The sequence below is a fragment of the uncultured Shewanella sp. genome, from assembly GCF_947501665.1.
GTDB lineage: Bacteria > Pseudomonadota > Gammaproteobacteria > Enterobacterales > Shewanellaceae > Shewanella.
This window is the reverse complement of the sequence record NZ_CANMWS010000004.1, coordinates 131119-150529: the sequence shown is the minus strand read 5'-3', so window position 1 is coordinate 150529 and position 19411 is coordinate 131119. Positions and strand designations below refer to the sequence as shown.

The following is a 19411-nucleotide window of genomic DNA, read 5'->3' as shown; positions in this document are numbered from 1 at the left end:
TTTATTGATTGAATAAATCAATACTGATAGCTGTCATTGATTTAACACCTGTCGTTAGGGCCAAAGGGTAATCTGGTGCGAATAATGATGAGTGTAACGATGGCAGTTGTTTTCCACTTTTTTGACTTTTTGTATACTGTTCTGGATTAACGGCCCCTAACCAAAAAAGAGTTATTGGGCGCTTTTCTGGCGTGAGCCCATATAAACCGAAGTCTTCTCCAGCCATAACCGGTGCAACGGTGAAAACATTAGCCTTTCCTAGCTCATTGATTAAGGCTTGAGTGATTTTTTTATTAAGATTTGGATCATTATAAACGGGCGGAACAGATGTTTCGGTGGCATTTACTTTTACTTCGGGCATTAAGTTGTTTGGTAAACCTGCACTTAGTGCAATGCCTTTTACGAGTCGCTTTAAAGCGGCAACTTGTTGTTTTTTCACATCGGGATTATATGAGCGTAATGTGAGTTGAAGTGTGACCTCATCGGGGATGACATTATATTTGCTGCCGCCGTTGATGGCGCCGACGGTCATAACATTGGGCTCTAATGGTGATATTTCCCGGCTGGCGATAGTTTGCAGCGCAAGGACAATACGAGAGGCAAGGACGATAGGATCTTTGGTCATTTGTGGATAAGCACCATGCCCGCCAATACCTTTAACAATAATATCAATAGAATCAACGCTGGCCATGGCAGCCCCTGAAATTACCCCCACAGTGCCTGCAGCCAGATCGGCACTGACATGCAGGGCTATAATGTCATCGGGTAAAGCAAATTTTTTAAAAAGGCCAGCTTTTAACATTGCATTGGCACCAGTTCCAACTTCCTCTTCGGGCTGGGCGACTAGCATGAGAGTCCCTTGCCAGTTTTGTTTAAATTTAATGAGTTGCTCTGCTGCGCCAAGTAATACCGTCATATGAATATCATGACCGCAAGCATGCATGACGCCCACGGTATTATTGTTTTTATCTAATGCTGTTTGAGTTGAAGCATAGGCTTTATTGGTTTGCTCTGTAATAGGAAGTGCGTCCATATCGGCGCGGATCATTATGGTGGGTCCGATTCCATTTTTATACAATGCAACGACCCCATATCCCCCTATGTTTTGAGTCACATCAAAGCCGAGCGTTAATAGTGTGTCGGCAATTATTTTTGATGATTGCTTTTCTTGTTGAGATAACTCTGGATTTTGGTGGAAATATAAATATTTCTTTTCAAGCTGGGGTAAAGCATCGGTTACCGAGGTTTGTAATGCTTCTTTTGAGAAAGGCTGGGCCATTGGAGCAGTGATTGGCAATAAAAAAAGCAAATAAAAAAAAGAAAGGATGAATTTAATCATAGTGAGTCCTTAATCATAGTGAGTCCTTAATGATATTGATGTTAGACAAAGAAAATGTTGCATGTAAATAACCTGAACGCGGGATAATGAGTGTTAAGCTGTTTAAATAATTGATATTTAATCAATGGAGTCATTCTTCATCCGTTCTTTAAGTCTAAGTTTGGCTGAATATTGATATTTTTGCCTATATCAAGACGGGATTTCGTGGCTAATAGCTGGCTATTAGCAGAAAACACAACACAGATAGGGACAAAAATAGTGGTATTAAGCGGCGTTGTTTATCCCGAGTTCAGATTAAGTTAATACTAGACTATAGTTTTAATATGTTTTTATTGATTCAATTGAGTCATGGGTCGCGTATTTAAGATAAAATGGTATGTATTATTAATCTTTTTATTCTTGCTTATTTCCTGTCGTCAAAATGATGGCCTGTATAGTGAGCAAAAACCTGTTGCGGTAAAGGCTAGTCAGTTTAAAAAACACTTCCCCAATTCGTTGGCTGATTATCAAGAACATGTCATTCAATATCAAATAACAGCACAACGTGGTGAAATGAATATATTAATTATAGAGGCAGACTCTCCTAGGACTGCTGATACCATCATATTTTTTAACGGATTATCTCAAATCCTCCCTGACTGGCCTCCTATTTTTATTAAGCAGCTTGTTGGTAAGTATAATTTGTTGTTTATGGATTATCCTGGCATTGGTGGTACTCAACCTATTGAAGACAATATGTTTAACTTTGTCAGTATTGCCCATAATATTAATGGGATATTGAATTTATTCCCTAATGAGTATTCCAATATCACTGGGGAAAAGGTTCATTTGGTGGGTTGGTCTTTGGGAACTTTAGTGGCCTTGAAGTCAATTAAGCCGTTGAGTAAGAGTCGAGAAGTTAATCATGTCATACTGTTTTCGACAAAACCGGGTGGTGAAGGAGCTCTACCTTTAGGAACTGCTTTTGGTAATGCATCGCCATGTGTGAAAAGTATTGCGGTTGAATTATCAACATTAGGTCAATATTGGTATGAGCATTTGGCAAGGACATTGAAAAAAAATTTATTTCAGCTGTTATTTCCCTATAAAGGGCAGCCGACTTTAGATAGCTCGAGTGCTTATATTGATTGTACTTTGAACACCAAGAGTGAGACATTAGAGGTTGAAATGGCCCCTGAGTTTAGCCATCAGTACGATAAAATTGGGTGGTTATTTTTGAAAAATAGAATAGGAGGTTTGTGGCATGGGGGGATCCCAAATAATGTTTATATTCAAGAAAGAAAAACAGTTGGGGATTGGGATAGATACAGTGAATTAGATAAGCACTATCATATTGACAATGCTTCAGGTAATGATGCGATTTGTCAGACAAAAAAAGTGACGCTTGATAGAGTGATTTCAATTTGTCCGAATTTATCGAAGCAAGTGAGTCATATCAAAGTGGTTCATGCTAAAAAAGATCTTTTTATACAGTATCGTTATGGCCAGTCATTGGTTGATGCGCTCAATATAGCAAGCCCAAATATTGCATCGTTAGCATTATATGATAATGCGGGTCATGGCTATTTTTTACAGGAGTCATATCAGTTAACGCCAAATATGTTCAAATGACTTACTCTTTTAATTCTATTATTCAGATGGTTAACCTTTAACTGGGTTTAATTTTATTTTATGTTGAGTCTCTGTTTTATCGGGGGACCTATTTACCTAAATAGGTTGAGTTTGTATCTGGTTAATTAACAGGTAGAATAACGAGCATATTCCCCTATTTTATTGATGGTTAGAGAGAGGTTTATGCATTTACATATTTTGGGTATTTGTGGCACCTTTATGGGCGGATTAGCCCTGTTGGCACGATCTAAAGGGCACAAAGTGACAGGTTGTGATCTCAACGTTTATCCTCCCATGAGCACGCAATTACAAGAGCAAGGCATCGATCTCACTCAAGGTTATGACCCACAGCAATTGGGGATAAATGAAGATGAATACCCAGATTTAGTGGTAATTGGCAATGCGATGAGTCGAGGTAATCCTTGTGTTGAGGCGGTGCTTGATAAAGGTATTCCTTATACTTCTGGTCCGCAATTTTTAGCCGAACATATTTTGATGGATAAATGGGTATTAGCGGTATCTGGGACTCATGGTAAAACAACCACTGCCAGTATGTTGGCGTGGATCTTAGAAGATTGTGGTTATACGCCGGGGTTTTTGATTGGAGGTGTACCACAAAATTTAGGTGTATCGGCTCGTTTAGGGGAGTCGCCTTTTTTTGTGGTGGAAGCTGATGAATACGATAGTGCTTTTTTTGATAAACGTTCTAAGTTTGTCCATTATTGCCCTCGTACTTTAGTGATTAATAACTTGGAATTTGATCATGCAGATATTTTTGATGATTTAAGGGCGATTCAAAAACAGTTTCATCACCTTATTCGAACGGTTCCTGGTCAAGGGAAAATTATTTGGCCTGTTAACAATCAAGCTGTATTAGATGTGATGGATATGGGGTGTTGGAGTGAGCAAGAAACCTTACTTCCTTCAATGAGTTTAGCAAAAAGCACTGCTCAGGATGATAAAGCTGATTGGCAGGGACGGGCAATGGTCAATGATGGTCACGCATTTGAGGTGCTTTTTAAAGGGCAAATACAGGGGAAGGTGCAATGGGATCTTATTGGGCAGCATAATATTGATAATGCTGTAATGGCAATTGCGGCCGCGAGACATGTTGGCGTCAGTCCGAATGCTGCTATTTCTGCGTTGGGCCGGTTTGAGTCACCGAAAAGGCGCATGGAATTATTGCAGACGGTTAAAGGTGTGGCTATTTTTGATGATTTTGCTCATCATCCTACTGCGATTGCCACATCGGTTGCAGGCATGAGGGCTAAAGTGGGCTCAGCTAAAATCACGCTGATTATTGAACCGAGATCAAATACAATGAAGGCTGGTGTTCATAAAGAAACACTTGTCAATTCCTTTGAAGGGGCTGATGAAGTGTTTTTATATCAACCTGATAATTTAGATTGGAATATGCAAGAAGTGATGTCTAAAGCGAGTATGCCTGTGCATGTGTTATCTCAATTGGAACACATTATAATGCAAGTCATCGCAAAGGCCCAACGTGGTGATACCATTATTATTATGAGTAATGGTGGCTTTGGTGGATTACATCAAGATTTAATTCAAGCTCTACAGTCCAGTGATAACGTTATGTCAGCATAAGCTGTTATAAGTACTTACTTTGAGGTTTTAGGAAATATCATGTCTTATACACGCTCCAAGCGTACAATTAGTCTCGCTTGGACTGGCGCCTCTGGTGCGCCCTATGGATTAAAATTATTATTTTGCTTGTTGCAAGCAGACTTTCAAGTGTTTTTGATGATTTCAAAAGCGGCGAGAGTGGTGCTGGCAACAGAGAGTGATTTGAAAATTAACAGCCAAGCTGATAAAGCTAAACAGCAATTGTTAGCACATTTTTCTGCTGTTTATGATATTGACTCGAGTGAGATTTTGGGGAATTTATGTGTGCTTGGGCAAGATGAGTGGTTTTCGCCTCCGGCATCAGGTTCTGCGGCTCCAAAACAAATGGTGATCTGTCCCTGCAGTACAGGTACTTTAGCCGCAGTTGCCACAGGAATGAGCAATCATTTACTTGAGCGTGCAGCTGACGTGGTGTTAAAAGAGCGGGGGCAATTGCTTCTAGTGCCAAGGGAAACACCGTTTAATGCCATTCATTTAGAGCATATGTTGTCGCTGTCAAAATTAGGCGCAACGATTATGCCGGCAGCTCCGGGTTTTTATCATGATCCCAAATCGGTTGAAGATCTGATAAACTTCATGGTCGCTCGAATATTGGATCATTTGGGTGTTGAGCATACATTAGCACAGCGTTGGGGTTACGAATCAGGGGGCCCTAACCCTAAATAATTCGCATAGCATTAATAAAGTTAAATCGAGAATTGAGAGAGATATGAAACACACGACTGAAGTAATGATCTCAAGTGATGAGATTGATCAGAAACTAGCATTATTAGCAGATAACATAAACGCGCATTATGCTAATAGTGAGCGTTTATTAATGGTAGGATTATTAAAGGGCTCAGTGGTTTTTATGGCGGATTTATGTCGTCGTATTAAAGGTCATGTTGAAATCGACTTTATGTCGGTATCGAGCTATGGTGATGCAATGACCAGCTCTCGAGATGTTAAAATTTTAAAAGATGTTCAGTCTGAAATTCAAGGTAGAGACGTGTTAATTGTAGAGGATTTAATTGACTCTGGTAATACGTTGAATAAAGTGCGTGAAATGTTGTTGCTTCGAGAGCCTAAAAGTTTGGCTTTGTGTACTTTACTTGATAAACCTGAACGTCGTGAAGTTGAAGTGCCTGTTGATTTTGTTGGCTTTACGATCCCAGATGAATTTATTGTAGGTTATGGTATTGATTATGCTGAACAGTATCGTAATTTACCTTATATTGCGAAAGTAGTGCCACTAGATTAAATTTTATTGGTCTTATTTATGATGATTGAATATTAGCATTTATTTTTTGTTAATATTATTATTAAACTCCTGTCTATTCAGGAGTTTTTTATTTTTGATAGTCCTTTGTGGATTAGGGTTATTCACAGGGGGAAGTTTTGCTAGTCAGTATTGCTTTTGATTTGGTAGGATTGATGATTGTTTGAGGCTTTATATTGATTTAGCTATATGTTTGACTCTCTGTCAACACTAGCCATTCATCTATTACTTTCAAAAGAACACTCTCCCATGTAGGCGTTTTTCTTTTTTATCGGATAAATATAATGGAAAATATTGAGTATGCTCTCGTCCTTGAAGAGGTGAAAAAAACCTACAAAGGTGGCGTTGAAGCCGTAAAGGGCATTAGTTTAAAAGTGCAAAAAGGGGACTTTTACGCACTATTAGGCCCCAATGGAGCGGGTAAATCGACTACGATAGGTATCATCAGCTCTTTAGTACAAAAAACATCTGGCCAAGCATCTGTTTTTAAACATAATATAGATTCAGAGTTAGAGTTAGCCAAACTGTGTATTGGTTTGGTTCCACAAGAATTCAATTTCAATCCCTTTGAAACTGTTTTGCAAATTGTGATGAATCAGGCAGGGTATTATGGCGTGCCTAAGAAAGAGGCACTGGTTCGAGCGCAGAAGTATTTAGGCCAACTGGATTTATGGGAAAAGCGAAATAGTCGTGCAAGGGAACTGTCTGGTGGCATGAAACGCAGGTTAATGATTGCGCGTGCATTGATGCATGAGCCTCAGTTATTAATCTTGGATGAACCTACTGCGGGCGTTGATATTGAATTACGTCGTTCCATGTGGACATTTTTAACAGAATTAAATGCACAAGGCGTCACCATCATTTTGACCACCCATTATCTTGAGGAGGCTGAAATGTTGTGTCGCCATATTGGCATTATTGATAAAGGGGAATTAGTTGAAAATACCACGATGAAGGCATTATTGAGTCGTTTACACCTTGAAACCTTTATACTGGATTTAGCTGAAAATAGAGAAACTGCGCCAATACTGGCGGATTTTCCAACGCGTTTAACAGCCCCTCATACATTAGAGGTGGATGTTGAGAAAGATCAAAGTATCAACCAAGTATTTTCATTATTAAGTGGGCAAAATATTGATGTGTTATCGATGCGGAATAAAGCTAATCGCCTCGAGGAATTGTTTGTGACGTTAGTTGAAAAGGCGAAAGGAAATTAAGCATGAATATGAGAGCATTATATTTTACGGCCTTTAAAAGTATATTAACAAAAGAAATCACTCGCTTTACTCGCATCTGGGTGCAAACGCTTGTGCCACCAGCGATCAGTATGACGTTGTATTTTTTGATTTTTGGCAGTTTAATTGGTAAACGTATCGGTGAGATGGGTGGCGTCTCTTATATGGAGTTTATTGCGCCGGGTTTGATTATGATGTCGGTGATCACTAGCTCTTATTCCAATGTGGCATCGTCTTTCTTCAGTGCAAAGTTTCAACGTAATTTAGAAGAATTGATGGTCGCACCCGTGCCTCATTACGTCATGATAGCGGGCTATGTCGGTGGAGGGGTGGTCAGAGGGCTTTTGGTGGGCTTGATTGTGACAACGGTAGCTTTATGTTTTGTGAATTTATCACTGCATAATTTACCTTTAGTGATCTTGACGGTTGTGATCACATCGATTCTGTTTTCTTTAGCGGGATTAATCAATGCGGTTTTTGCAAAAAGCTTCGATGATATCAGTATTATTCCGACTTTTGTATTGACGCCATTGACGTATTTAGGTGGCGTATTTTACTCGCTTTCTTTGTTGCCATCATTTTGGCAAGGAGTATCGACGTTAAATCCTGTAGTATATATGATCAATGCGTTTCGATATGGATTTTTAGGTATTGCTGATATGAGCGTGCCTTTTTCCATTGGAATAATGATTACCTTTTGCCTAAGCTTTTGGTTTGTGGCCTATTATCTAATTTCTAAAGGCATTGGCCTCAGAAGCTAAATGATTTAAATATTGAAAAACCGCCTTTTTTAGGCGTTTTTTTTTATTTATTTCATGGTGTCCATTTTGCGGCGGTATAATTAAGTTCATTACGGATCTCAACGGAGAATGCGCCGCTTGAATCCCAAAGTGTTTCGGCTTGATAGCCTGTTGCTTTTACTGCACTGGTTATAGCATCAGAGAAAAAGCTACCCGACTTCATGCGTATACCGATTCGAACACCGGCCGTAGCATAAGAAGTGGCGGCTTTTGATAATGCTCCATAAGTAAACACTCCCATCGCTTCCCCCACCTGACTGCCTGCAATACAACCATCAATTTGTTCACCCATATAAGAGCCAAGATAGCCGCCAACGCCACAACCAACGCTCGCCATAAGCGCTCCAACCCCCATTCCTGCTGCGATATCCTTAGAGCGATGAAGTGGCCAAGTGGTGTTGGGGCCGGCTTTTCCTGTGAGCATCAGGCTATCAAAGTTGGTCCCGACTGCACTGGGTATGATTGAGCCAAACATTTTGACATAGGCATTAGCATAGAGGGATTGGTCGAATTTATACTGGGCGTATTGTTTCATTATTTTGGTATCAAATACATTGCGGCCATTTTTTCTTTGTTTTACTACCATAGGAAAAATGATTGAGTGACCTCTTGATAGCCCTGCTTGACCGACAATCATACGCTCCTCTCCGGTATCTGAAGTACTGGCGCCTGATTTTGTATAGACTTGATCGGCGAGACGAACCTGTAATTTACCGACAGCAACAACGCAGGATGTACAAGTATTTTTGGGATCATAAGTATTTGCTGGAAGCCATTGAGGTGGATAATACCTGAGTTCAAGCATAGCTTTACTGTCAACACCTGAGCCGACTAATTTGCTTTTAAATGCCACTTGAGCACGTAGACGCCAGCGGAAACTCATATTTTTCTTCGCTAATGCTGTTTGCATATCTGTAATGCTAGGGAAGGTTTCATAATGTAAATCTCCGCCATTATTGCCTAAGGTGAAAACTTTAGGATTATTACTTTCATATTGGTTTAAGGTATTAAGTTGTGTGTTTAGATCTTCTGCGTCGAGTAAAGCGGCTTCTTGAAAACGCGCCCCAGCATCACCGATGACATCACAGTTATCCATAGAAATATCATTTAATTTACAACGCATGAAATTGAGATAATGCCCTAGCTCTTCAACATAGACTTCAACAATTTGTGACTTTTCTTCTTCCTCTAACCCTTCCATATTAAATAAGTTTTCGTTAAGTAAGATAATGCCGTCATCATCATTATAAATAAAAGCACCTGGCCCCCCATCGAGTAACTCATTACTCACTAAATATGGGATCCGCCTATCAATACCATCACTGAGGGGATCATTTTCATACATAGCTTGATTGAGCCTATTTGTCATATCATCAGTATTACCAGTTATGGATATGTTATCGAAGGCTTGTCCAAAACTGTGCTGCATTAATAATATAAATTGTGCTTTTCTTGTTTGTAATTCCGTATCGCTCAATCCAAATTCTTGCATATTAAAACGATTAAATTGGGTTGCTTTATCGGCATCATCACAAAGTCCGGGTAGTGCAATATTTTCACAAGCGCTGCTTAATGAAGCGATATAGCTGTTGCTGCTACCATTATCAAATGAAGAGCTATTGCGTATTTCATCAATAGTTGAAAATTGATCAAAGAACAGTTGTTTGTTCGCATCATTTGAGAGGGAATTATTCATGTTGAATTTAATCTTAAATGATCGGACTAATTTTATGGCATTGAGGGCTGATCTATCATCTAGTAATGTCAGTATTTCGGTTAAGTCGTCATTATGTTTACCGTTTGCGACTTGCCTGATATAGCGAATGACCTTTCGAATGGCGATGATGTTTTCTATCATCGCTTTCATCATGGTTGCAGCTTGAGAAAAACAAGTGAGTCCTTCAACCGTACCTTGTGCTGCATTATTGCTTGCTGTATTGGCAGCATTAGATAGGCAATCTGTAAATCCATTAATCACATTAAGCGCCATTTCTCCCCAAGCTTGTGCATCACTAATCGGGAGAGCCCCGAGTAATTGAGGAATGTCCATTGTATTTATGGTACTAATAAATGTTGTCAGTCCGGGGTCTAAATTTTTAATTATTTTAGCATCTTGTACTTGGTTGGTGATTTCCGTAATACCCGAATTTAAATAGTTGACAGTGCTGGCTGAGCCACTTTTAACGGCTGAGTTGGCAATATCTTTCACAAAATTTGTTGTGTCTTTAATGTAAGGGACTTTAGTGATGGTATTGATGCTTAAATAATTAATAAAAAAATTATTACTACTGGGATCAACAATGGATTTGACTTCTTTAATAATTTTATTAAAAAAACTTGCTTGTGATATAGTCGGTAGTAAACACAAAAAGAAGGTGATGAATATAACGGTGAGCTTTCTTGTTATTTTTTTTCCTGTTTTTATTATAATCATCACATCAAAATTATAAGTTTTTTGTTGGTGTCATTATATTTTTAATTGATGACAGCTATGTGACAAAAAGTAGAAATGTAAAAATAAGAGTATTTATTCAAAATAACAACAATACTTTGAATAATAAAAGAATTATTATTTTTTAATTTAATGTCGATGCGATGAAATTAACACTGTCTTTAATGTAAGGTATTTTTGTGACGGTATCGACACCTAAGTATTTGCTAATAGATGTAAATGAACTTGGATCAATAATGTTTTTTATCTTTATCTTTATCTTTATCTTTATCTTTATTTTTATCTTGGAAGAGTGTTATGTTTTTATCTATTCCTTTTGTCGGTGTTTATCTGTATGGAAATGGAATATTATGACACTGACTTAAATAGATAAGTATGTGATGTCATTACTTCTATTTTTTAGTCAAAAACCGTTAAAAGTTCACTAGGACAAGTATTAATTTGTCCGTCTTTATAGTGGCATAACGTACTCGAGTCGATAGCTAACACTTCAACCTTCATTCTTGATGTGTTCGATGCTAGTGCAGATATGATGATGTCTTTATCGGCAATGACATGCTTATTTAAACAAGACCCCGTTCCTTGGGATAAGCACTCTAAAGTACCTGTATAAGGGTTTTCGCTGACAATCCAAGCTTGACCAAGAGCACTAATGACATTTTTCCAGTTACGAGTGAGGTTATTCAGTTGAGAGCACCAACCGTTGTCACTATAGCCATCGGTTCCCGATTGCGTAAATAATGATGTATATCCTTGCTCAGCCTCATTGCCTGTTGCAGAGCCACAGCGTAGCATGGTCAAGTTTTCAAAATATTCATCGGTGCGTGTGATGGAGGCAGGAAAGACATTTTCTTCATCTGACGATGTTGCATTAAGACACTGACTTTCTCCTTTAATGGCGAGACAAGCGACACGATTTCCTGTTGATACATCATAAACAGCTGGCGCGCCGATAACTGCGGGAAAGCTCCATCCGCCAGGGATCACTGCCACATCATCGACGCCTGAAATTGTGATTGGGATCGCAACCTTACTGATGTCTTTAAAGCTGCCATTATTTCGCCTTATCATGGTGGCATAAAGGTTTACTTCTAAATCTAATACATCCTCGGTGATATCTAAGGTTTTACCTTTGAGTAAAGTGCTACCAGCAGGAATATTGACTTGCATAACGCCATCATATTGTGTGTCTAAGCCGGCATTTTTGGCATTGGCTCGCCAAGTGCTTAAGTCATCCCATTTGAAGACCTCAATACCGCCTTCTTTGATTGATCCCGAACCCGATTTACTTTTACATAATGATTTTACATTGTCATCTTCGTAGTTACTTTCACTCCAAGTGACTTCTTCTCCCGTTTCAGGGAAACCTGCAATAGAATCATCTTGATTAAGATCAGACCAATCCGTTTGACTATAATCATAGTCCCAAGAGATATATTTATGGATTATTTTGATGAAAGGGATTGCAATACAAACTCTACCATCGTTATCCCCTGTTAGCGTTAAGGTGACATTGATGCCACCTTTTCCATCATAAGTTGTCGAATCTGCCCCTAATACCATAGGGTCACTATTGGCATAAGTCACATTAGAGAGTAAGTATATAATTGAAAAAAAGAGTATCTTTTTATTTATCATGAGCTAACCTCTTTATAATCGTTATTATAGATCGAGACTTTATTGGGTTGTTTATTTTACTTTTTTATTTTTTACTTTTTTATATTTTACGGATGTTATTTTAATTATGTTCACCCTATATAACTTGTTATTATTTAATTTTTATTTAATTTTAATGTCATTATCTGTTATTTTATTATCTGTTATTTTATTATCTGTCCTATATAAATAATTTTTATTGTCTATGATATTAACTTTATTTAATACACCATATAATGGATGAAAGATTAATTTCAAGTTTTTATCCTTAATAGGCGTTTGTTTTAAATTAAATGGGCTAACCTTAATAATTAATGAACATTAATTTACATAAATCTTTTCACTTGCATATTTGTTGATCAATTATTGTGCAGTTTTGCTTAGGTAGTCATCTTTTATGTAACAAATGTTTTCTTTGTTTACGTTTACATGTGCGTTGAATTAAGGTGGACACAATGAGATTATTATTTTCAATTTGTCATGATTGTTTTTCGTTAAGGTTGGTTTTTTGGGGAGATGGTATTTTTGGATACATAAACATTAGGGGCTGTTGATCTTTGGTGCTCATTTGCTGCACCACAAGCGCTGTTCGAAGGATTCACTAAACGTATTTTACTCTTTGTTGTAGACCTCTTTTATAAAAGAAAGGGGTATAGAAGACTAGGCTGCACTCACTACGCCGTGATTAAAACACGTTTAGTTCGAATATCATTTGACCACGAAAGATCAACAACCCCTACGACTTATTTGAATTAACCTTGTTTATGTAAGGTTAATTATTATTAAAAATCATTGCTATGCATTAAATGATTGGTATTTTCTCTGGTAAAGCATAATTTATTATTGATATGATAAGACTGAGAAGCACAGGAGGTGCTGAGCGTCTTTTAAGGTTGGATTTCACACTATTTTAGATGTTTTAAAAAGGAACTTTTATATGAAAACATCAGTTAAAATCATATTATCTTCGTTTGTTGCTATTATTGTTGCCCTATTGCTGCTCTATTATTCCCCTGTTCATGGGTCTCATCATCGTCCTTTAGAAGGGCTTATCTATAAAGCGTGTCCATTGGTGGCTTTTGCTGTGGGGTATTTGGTTTATCAAGTATCTAGTGTGCTCGAAAAGCAGTAAGTCAGTGTAAACTTTTGCAAGAGTGGAATAGGCGAACTATCTTGGGTATAGCAATGCATTTTTAAGCAGAATGGATAAAGATGTTAAGCTGTCGCTGATGGCCTATTCTATGTGTGGCTTTGTAGTATCGAGTGGCTAAATGGTTTTGAACTCACTTGATGGTGCTTATGAATGCATTTTTAGCTCGGCTTATTTTTATGATTGTGAGCATTTCACTCTGCTTATTGATGGTACCTGTTAGCAAGGCTGCGCCCGCAGCCAGAGTGAAAACGCGTATTGACTTATCTCACTCAGTGGATAGAAAATTTCAAACGTTGGTGTTGCCTTATGCTTTTAGTACGGATTCTTTAGGGCTTAATCTGGGGATCGGAGGGATGCTTAAAGGGGCTTTTCAAGAGCAAATGACAATGGGGGCGACGGCTTTTGCTGGGGAAGAGAGTCAAGGTATAGGAGGTGGGGTTTGGAATTATCAAGTGGCTTCAACGGAGCGTTTTTATTTAAGTGCTTATGGTTTTTTTGGCTATTATCCTGATCAAAGAGCCTATACAGGAGGGAGTTTAGATTTTACGCCAGCCGATACGCCGTTACCGGGCAGTAATGCTTCTTCCAATGAGCAATATTTGCAGGCTGATGGTGCATCGAATTGGTTTGATGTGAAGTTGGAATATGTGTTGCCTATCGGTTCAGCTCAGAAAAATGCATTGATGTCTTATCAATTAAAAAATGGATTATTAGTCTCTTCTCCAAGTGGAGGTGGGCGATGGGATCCTTTGACTCGTGGTGTGACGATATTAATGCTAAGACAATTTAACCGCTACCAACGTTTTGAATTTGAAACTAACCCAGTTGATGGCAGCATTCGAGCGGCTGAATTGGGGGTGCTATATGACAATACCGACTTTCCTGTGAATCCAACTCAAGGGAGTCGACAATATATTGCTTACTCACAAGATATAAGTTGGCTTAATTCCGATTATCAATGGACATTTGTTGATTTTGAGATGAGTCAGTATTTTTCTTTTGGGGAGTCTGAGCATGCCAGTCAACGAATATTAGCATTGGACTTCTGGACGGGAAAGTCACCTTCATGGGCATTAGAGTATGATGCGCAAGGCGGGCGAAAAATTATTGATAACGCCCCTTATAATGAGGGCGCAACCTTAGGGGGTTTTTACCGTTTAAGAGGGTACGATCAAAATCGCTTCAGCAGTCAGTCTGTCATATATGGTACAGCTGAGTACCGTTATACGTTGAAGTACAATCCCGTTGAGGATGTTAATTGGCTGCGTTTTTTGCATTTAGATTGGTTTCAACTCGTGGGATTTGTTGAAGCAGGAAGAGTTGCTGAACACTATACTGCCAAAGATTTGTTATCGAATTTGAAAGTGGACTATGGTTTTTCATTGCGTGCATTAACGGCGGGGATCGTCGTTAGGGCTGATATCGCGCATTCTGATGAATCTACCAATGCATGGGTGATGATAGATCATCCTTTTTGACCTTGTTCGTGACAAGTAATACATTCAGCGCGATAGGAAAATCGCGCTGAATGTGTCAGGTTATGCGCTTTATTCTGGATCGTAATCAAGCACTGGCATTAGCCAACGCTCAGTTTCAGTGATGGTCATATTTTTACGTTTCGCATAATCTTCAACTTGATCTTTGCCAATATTGGTGACGCCAAAATAGCGTGATTTGGGGTGGGCAAAATACCAGCCTGATACAGCTGCCGTGGGAAACATGGCATAACTTTCAGTAATATTGAGACCAATGGTGTCATCAGGTTTTAATAATGCCCATAATAAGCCTTTTTCGGTGTGATCTGGGCAGGCAGGATAACCGGGGGCTGGGCGTATACCTTTATATTTCTCTCTAATAAGCTCTTCATTATTTAGGGTTTCATCGGCGGCGTAGCCCCAAAATTCTTTACGTACCCTTTCATGCATACGCTCGGCAAACGCTTCGGCAAGCCTATCGGCGAGACATTTTAACATGATGGCACTGTAATCATCGTGATCGGCTTCGAAACGGGCTACATGCTCATCAATGCCATGTCCTGCTGTCACGGCAAAGCCGCCCATATAATCGGCGACGCCGCTTTCTTTAGGTGCGACAAAATCAGCGAGACAAAAGTTGTCGTTGCCAACACGTTGAATTTGCATGCGTAAATGATGGGTGGTCATTTCAAGAGTATCGCGAGACTCATCGGTGTAGAGTTCGATATCATCATGGTTAACCGTATTGGCAGGGAATAAGCCGATGACAGCCTTAGCCGTTAACCATTTTTCATCAATAATTTTTTTTAGCATGGCTTGGCCGTCTGCAAACAACTTCTTCGCTTCGACACCGACGACTTTATCTTCAAGGATCTTAGGGTAGTGGCCATGAAGCTCCCAGCTTCTAAAAAAAGGGGTCCAATCGATACGCTCAACCAGATCGGTCAATGGATAATCATCAAATACTTGTCTGCCCAACTGATTAGGCACAAAAGGGGTATAGTTTTCCCAGTCATGAAGGCAGCGATTTTCTCGTGCTTTTTCAATGCTGGTAATGACTTTACGTTTAGTCTGTGCGTTACGTTTGTCCCTCATGGCTTGATACTCAGCGTAAGCTTCATCAATGGTCGCTTGGCGAGTGTCATTATTAATGAGTTTTGACACCATAGGCACAGCACGGGACGCATCGGCAATATAAATGGCGCCTGTGGGCGAATGAGGGGCGATTTTAACGGCGGTATGAATTTTAGAGCAGGTCGCACCACCAATGATGGAAGGAATAGAGAGCCCTGCTTTATAAAAGCTTTTGACGTTGTGTACCATCTCATCAAGACTTGGGGTAATGAGCCCTGACATGCCAATGATATCCACTTTTTCAGCAATCGCAGTGTCGATAATTTTCTCAACGGGCACCATGACGCCTAAATCAATGACTTCATAACCGTTACAGGCTAAGACGACACCGACAATATTTTTACCAATATCGTGTACATCGCCTTTTACTGTGACCATTAAAATCTTACCGTTAGACTGACCTTCGACTTTTTCAAGTTCAATATAAGGGTTTAAATAGGCCACGGCTTTTTTCATGACGCGAGCGGATTTGACCACTTGCGGTAAAAACATTTTGCCTGAGCCAAAGAGATCGCCAACAATGTTCATGCCATCCATTAGCGGACCTTCAATCACATCCAAAGGGCGACTGGCTTGTTGTCTTGCTTCTTCAGTGTCTTCATCAATAAACTCTGTTATTCCTTTTACCAGGGCATGAGCTAAGCGCTCATTAACGGGTAAGTTACGCCATTCTATATCTTCTTTCTTGGCGGCTTGGCTGCCATCACCTCTGAATTTTTCGGCAATCTCAAGTAACTGTTCAGTATTGGAGGAATCGGTTATGGGGCAAGGTAAGTTTTGCACCACGTTTTCAACCTGTTGCTTTAATTCACTGTCGATATCATCATAGATCGCGAGTTGACTGGCATTGACTATGCCCATGTCCATGCCTGCTTGAATGGCATGATATAAAAAGACGGCATGAATGGCTTCACGTACGGGATTGTTACCCCGAAAGGAAAAGGAAACGTTAGAGACACCGCCAGAGATCATGGCATGGGGCAATGTTTGTTTGATTTCGCGAGTGGCTTCGATAAAGTCAACCGCGTAATTATCGTGCTCTTCAATACCTGTGGCAATGGCAAAAATATTAGGGTCGAAAATAATATCTTCGGGGGGGAAGCCGACTTTATCAACCAATACGCGGTAAGCGCGAGTGCATATTTCAACTTTACGTGCTTTGGTATCGGCTTGACCGACTTCATCAAAGGCCATAATAATCGCCGCGGCGCCGTAGCGTTTGACCAATTTGGCTTGCTCAATAAATTTCTCTTCACCTTCTTTAAGGGAAATAGAATTGACGATCCCTTTACCTTGTATACATTTGAGACCGGCTTCGATGACTTCCCACTTTGAGGAGTCAATCATAATGGGCACGCGGGAAATGTCAGGTTCTGAGGCAACGAGATTTAAAAATTTATGCATGATCTCAACGCCATCAAGCATGCCTTCATCCATATTAATATCGATGATTTGTGCGCCATTTTCCACTTGATCGCGGGCTACATCTAAGGCGGTTTCAAATTCACCTTCTTTGATTAAGCGAAGAAAACGGGCTGAGCCTGTGACATTGGTCCGCTCACCCACATTTAAAAATAAAGAGTGCTCATCAATATTAAGCGGCTCTAATCCAGATAGACGGCAAGCTACAGGTAAGTCAGGCTTCTTTCGAGCTGGATGCTTTATAACGGCATCGCGGATTGTTTTAATATGCGCAGGTGTTGTGCCACAACAGCCACCCACGATATTAAGAAAGCCTTCAGCTGCCCATTCTTGAATAACGTCGGCCATTTCTTCAGGTGTTTCATCATAGCCGCCAAATTCATTGGGTAGACCGGCGTTGGGATGAGCGGAGACGAAACATTCTGCTATTTTAGATAACTCTTCGACATAAGGGCGAAGTTCTTTGGGCCCTAATGCGCAGTTAAGGCCAATAGAGAGTGGTTTAACATGGCGCAGTGAATTATAAAAGGCTTCTGTGGTTTGCCCTGTTAAGGTTCTGCCTGAGGCATCGGTAATGGTGCCAGAGATCATGATAGGTAAACGTGCACCTAAGGTGTCAAAAACAGTTTCGATAGCAAATAAAGCGGCCTTGGCATTGAGAGTATCAAAAATGGTTTCAACCATAAGAATATCTGCGCCACCATTGATGAGTGCGTTAATGGATTCAATATAAGCTTCCACTAATTCATCAAAACTCACATTACGAAAGCCAGGATCGTTCACATCAGGGCTAATCGAGCAGGTTCGATTGGTTGGGCCGAGTACACCTGCGACATAGCATTTACGGCCGGTTTCTGCCATCACTTCCGTCGCTGCAGCTTTGGCTAGACGGGCACCTTCAAGGTTAATTTCAGCCGATAATGCCTGCATGTCATAGTCTGCCATGGCAATACGGGTAGCATTAAAAGTATTGGTTTCGGTGATATCAGCGCCAGCGAGTAAATAATCTTTATGAATTTGTTTAATGGTCTCTGCTTGGGTTAGGACCAATAAGTCATTATTACCTTTGACATCACTCGGCCAATCTTTGAAGCGCTCGCCTCTAAAATCTGCTTCTTCAAATTTATAACCTTGGATCATGGTGCCCATTGCGCCATCCAGCATTAAGATCCCATTTTCAAGCTGAGTTTCTAGCTGAGCCGTTTTATCAACGATGGAAATAGTTGAATGGTTGGGATGGGGTAATGTTGAGGATTGTGCTGCCATGATTTATTCCTATTGTGTACGGGATAACTTTAGCCATTATCGATATTGTCTGTTATTGATTGCATTGAATACAGCTAATATAGATAAGTTTACTCGCTTAAATGCGGTTATACCGTAAAGACGACTATTTACTTTAGACATTTATACGTATAGACGGCCATACTACGTGAATTCATCCTTAAAGCGCAAGCCTTAACATCAAGGGTTATTTTTGTGTTTACAGGTGATATCTTCACTGTTGTTGATTTGTTTTTTTATGGTTTTTCATTGAAGATGAGTGATGGTTTAAGGGGCAATATGAAAACACAATTTTTTTTACTTAGGCATGGAGAATGTGAAGGGGGAAATATTTTAAGAGGGCGAGTGGATGTGCCTTTGTCAATGAATGGTTGGCAACAAATGCACACTGCAGTGTTAAAATTGCCTAATGTACCTGATGTTGTGGTGAGTTCACCTTTACGTCGTTGCGCCGAATTCGCTCATCAATTACAGCTGAAAATAGGTGTTGATGTGCATATTAATGATGGGTTACAAGAGATGGATTTTGGCGATTGGGACGGGCAAACTTTTAATGATCTTTATGCTAAAGCAGAGTCAGCTTTAGAGCGTTATTGGCAGAACCCTTGGAGTGAAACACCGCCTAATGGAGAGTCTATGCTGATGTTTGAGCATCGTATTGACCGTGTCTGGCGGCAGCTATCACATGATTTTATGGGCAAAGCAGTCTTAGTGGTTGCTCATGGAGGAGTGATTCGGCATATCATGTCACGGGTATTAGGCGTTAAACGCTGTGCAGGTATTTATAGTCAACTGGCTTTGGGGTATGGTGCTATGGTCAATGTTGAAGTTTATACTCACTGTGATGAAAAACATGACGTGAATGCCCATCAGACAGAGGGTGTTCAATTTTATTCTCGACTGCATTGGCCTATATTAGGCTGAGTTGAGCAAGGGAGAGGTTAAATG

13 protein-coding genes are annotated in these 19411 nt (G+C 39.8%); 9 read left to right on the top strand and 4 right to left on the bottom strand.

Annotated elements, in window-relative coordinates:
* Position 1 precedes the first annotated feature (1 nt).
* Positions 2 to 1279, bottom strand: coding sequence for an amidohydrolase (locus Q0976_RS04295; RefSeq protein WP_299491485.1), 1278 nt, complete (start codon positions 1277 to 1279; stop codon positions 2 to 4).
* 408 nt (positions 1280 to 1687) lie between these two features.
* Between Q0976_RS04295 and Q0976_RS04290 the strand changes: the two genes are divergently transcribed.
* The 6 genes from Q0976_RS04290 (at position 1688) to Q0976_RS04265 (ending at position 7848) form a co-directional block, all read left to right on the top strand.
* The gene (locus Q0976_RS04290; RefSeq protein ID WP_299491333.1) at positions 1688 to 2950 is read left to right on the top strand and encodes an alpha/beta hydrolase; all 1263 of its coding nucleotides are present in this window, start codon (positions 1688 to 1690) and stop codon (positions 2948 to 2950) included.
* 183 nt (positions 2951 to 3133) lie between these two features.
* Positions 3134 to 4555 (top strand): UDP-N-acetylmuramate:L-alanyl-gamma-D-glutamyl-meso-diaminopimelate ligase, encoded by a 1422-nt coding sequence (gene mpl / locus Q0976_RS04285; protein WP_299491331.1) that lies wholly within the window; start codon positions 3134 to 3136, stop codon positions 4553 to 4555.
* A gap of 39 nt (positions 4556 to 4594) precedes the next feature.
* Entirely contained in the window at positions 4595 to 5260 is a 666-nt protein-coding gene (locus Q0976_RS04280) for a flavin prenyltransferase UbiX (RefSeq protein ID WP_299491329.1), read from the top strand.
* 43 nt (positions 5261 to 5303) lie between these two features.
* Entirely contained in the window at positions 5304 to 5834 is a 531-nt protein-coding gene (hpt, locus tag Q0976_RS04275; RefSeq protein ID WP_299491326.1) for a hypoxanthine phosphoribosyltransferase, read from the top strand.
* A gap of 302 nt (positions 5835 to 6136) precedes the next feature.
* Complete coding sequence (locus tag Q0976_RS04270; protein WP_299491324.1) at positions 6137 to 7069, top strand: ABC transporter ATP-binding protein; 933 nt, start codon at positions 6137 to 6139, stop codon at positions 7067 to 7069.
* 8 nt (positions 7070 to 7077) lie between these two features.
* The gene (locus tag Q0976_RS04265; RefSeq protein WP_299491482.1) at positions 7078 to 7848 is read left to right on the top strand and encodes an ABC transporter permease; all 771 of its coding nucleotides are present in this window, start codon (positions 7078 to 7080) and stop codon (positions 7846 to 7848) included.
* A 52-nt stretch (positions 7849 to 7900) separates the two neighbouring features.
* On the opposite strand, the gene Q0976_RS04260 is transcribed toward Q0976_RS04265, so the two are convergent.
* Positions 7901 to 10324: a hypothetical protein gene (locus tag Q0976_RS04260; protein WP_299491321.1), complete on the bottom strand. Its 2424-nt coding sequence runs from the start codon at positions 10322 to 10324 to the stop codon at positions 7901 to 7903.
* 414 nt (positions 10325 to 10738) lie between these two features.
* Positions 10739 to 11977, bottom strand: a complete 1239-nt coding sequence (locus Q0976_RS04255; protein WP_299491319.1) for a hypothetical protein — start codon at positions 11975 to 11977, stop codon at positions 10739 to 10741.
* Between the two features lie 955 nt (positions 11978 to 12932).
* On the opposite strand from Q0976_RS04255, the gene Q0976_RS04250 reads away from it, so the two are divergent.
* Both Q0976_RS04250 and Q0976_RS04245 read left to right on the top strand, forming a co-directional pair.
* Positions 12933 to 13127 carry a hypothetical protein gene (locus Q0976_RS04250; RefSeq protein WP_299491317.1) on the top strand — a complete coding sequence of 65 codons (195 nt, stop codon included), beginning with the start codon at positions 12933 to 12935 and terminating at the stop codon, positions 13125 to 13127.
* A 167-nt stretch (positions 13128 to 13294) separates the two neighbouring features.
* Entirely contained in the window at positions 13295 to 14626 is a 1332-nt protein-coding gene (locus tag Q0976_RS04245; protein ID WP_299491315.1) for a BamA/TamA family outer membrane protein, read from the top strand.
* A gap of 69 nt (positions 14627 to 14695) precedes the next feature.
* Here Q0976_RS04245 and metH read toward each other — a convergent pair whose 3' ends face one another.
* Complete coding sequence (gene metH, locus Q0976_RS04240) at positions 14696 to 18445, bottom strand: methionine synthase (RefSeq protein WP_299491313.1); 3750 nt, start codon at positions 18443 to 18445, stop codon at positions 14696 to 14698.
* A gap of 297 nt (positions 18446 to 18742) precedes the next feature.
* Between metH and Q0976_RS04235 the strand changes: the two genes are divergently transcribed.
* Positions 18743 to 19387 carry a histidine phosphatase family protein gene (locus Q0976_RS04235; RefSeq protein ID WP_299491311.1) on the top strand — a complete coding sequence of 215 codons (645 nt, stop codon included), beginning with the start codon at positions 18743 to 18745 and terminating at the stop codon, positions 19385 to 19387.
* Positions 19388 to 19411: the final 24 nt, after the last annotated feature.

What these genes read in the sequence shown, in the direction of transcription:
- Q0976_RS04245 (WP_299491315.1), top strand. Translation starts at nt 13,295, where the DNA reads ATGAATGCATTTTTAGCTCGGCTTATTTTTATGATTGTGAGCATTTCA.
- Q0976_RS04290 (WP_299491333.1), top strand. Translation starts at nt 1,688, where the DNA reads ATGGGTCGCGTATTTAAGATAAAATGGTATGTATTATTAATCTTTTTA.
- Q0976_RS04295 (WP_299491485.1), bottom strand. Translation starts at nt 1,279, where the DNA reads ATGGCCCAGCCTTTCTCAAAAGAAGCATTACAAACCTCGGTAACCGAT.
- Q0976_RS04255 (WP_299491319.1), bottom strand. Translation starts at nt 11,977, where the DNA reads ATGATAAATAAAAAGATACTCTTTTTTTCAATTATATACTTACTCTCT.
- Q0976_RS04235 (WP_299491311.1), top strand. Translation starts at nt 18,743, where the DNA reads ATGAAAACACAATTTTTTTTACTTAGGCATGGAGAATGTGAAGGGGGA.
- Q0976_RS04270 (WP_299491324.1), top strand. Translation starts at nt 6,137, where the DNA reads ATGGAAAATATTGAGTATGCTCTCGTCCTTGAAGAGGTGAAAAAAACC.
- Q0976_RS04280 (WP_299491329.1), top strand. Translation starts at nt 4,595, where the DNA reads ATGTCTTATACACGCTCCAAGCGTACAATTAGTCTCGCTTGGACTGGC.
- metH (WP_299491313.1), bottom strand. Translation starts at nt 18,445, where the DNA reads ATGGCAGCACAATCCTCAACATTACCCCATCCCAACCATTCAACTATT.
- Q0976_RS04265 (WP_299491482.1), top strand. Translation starts at nt 7,078, where the DNA reads ATGAGAGCATTATATTTTACGGCCTTTAAAAGTATATTAACAAAAGAA.
- Q0976_RS04250 (WP_299491317.1), top strand. Translation starts at nt 12,933, where the DNA reads ATGAAAACATCAGTTAAAATCATATTATCTTCGTTTGTTGCTATTATT.
- mpl (WP_299491331.1), top strand. Translation starts at nt 3,134, where the DNA reads ATGCATTTACATATTTTGGGTATTTGTGGCACCTTTATGGGCGGATTA.
- hpt (WP_299491326.1), top strand. Translation starts at nt 5,304, where the DNA reads ATGAAACACACGACTGAAGTAATGATCTCAAGTGATGAGATTGATCAG.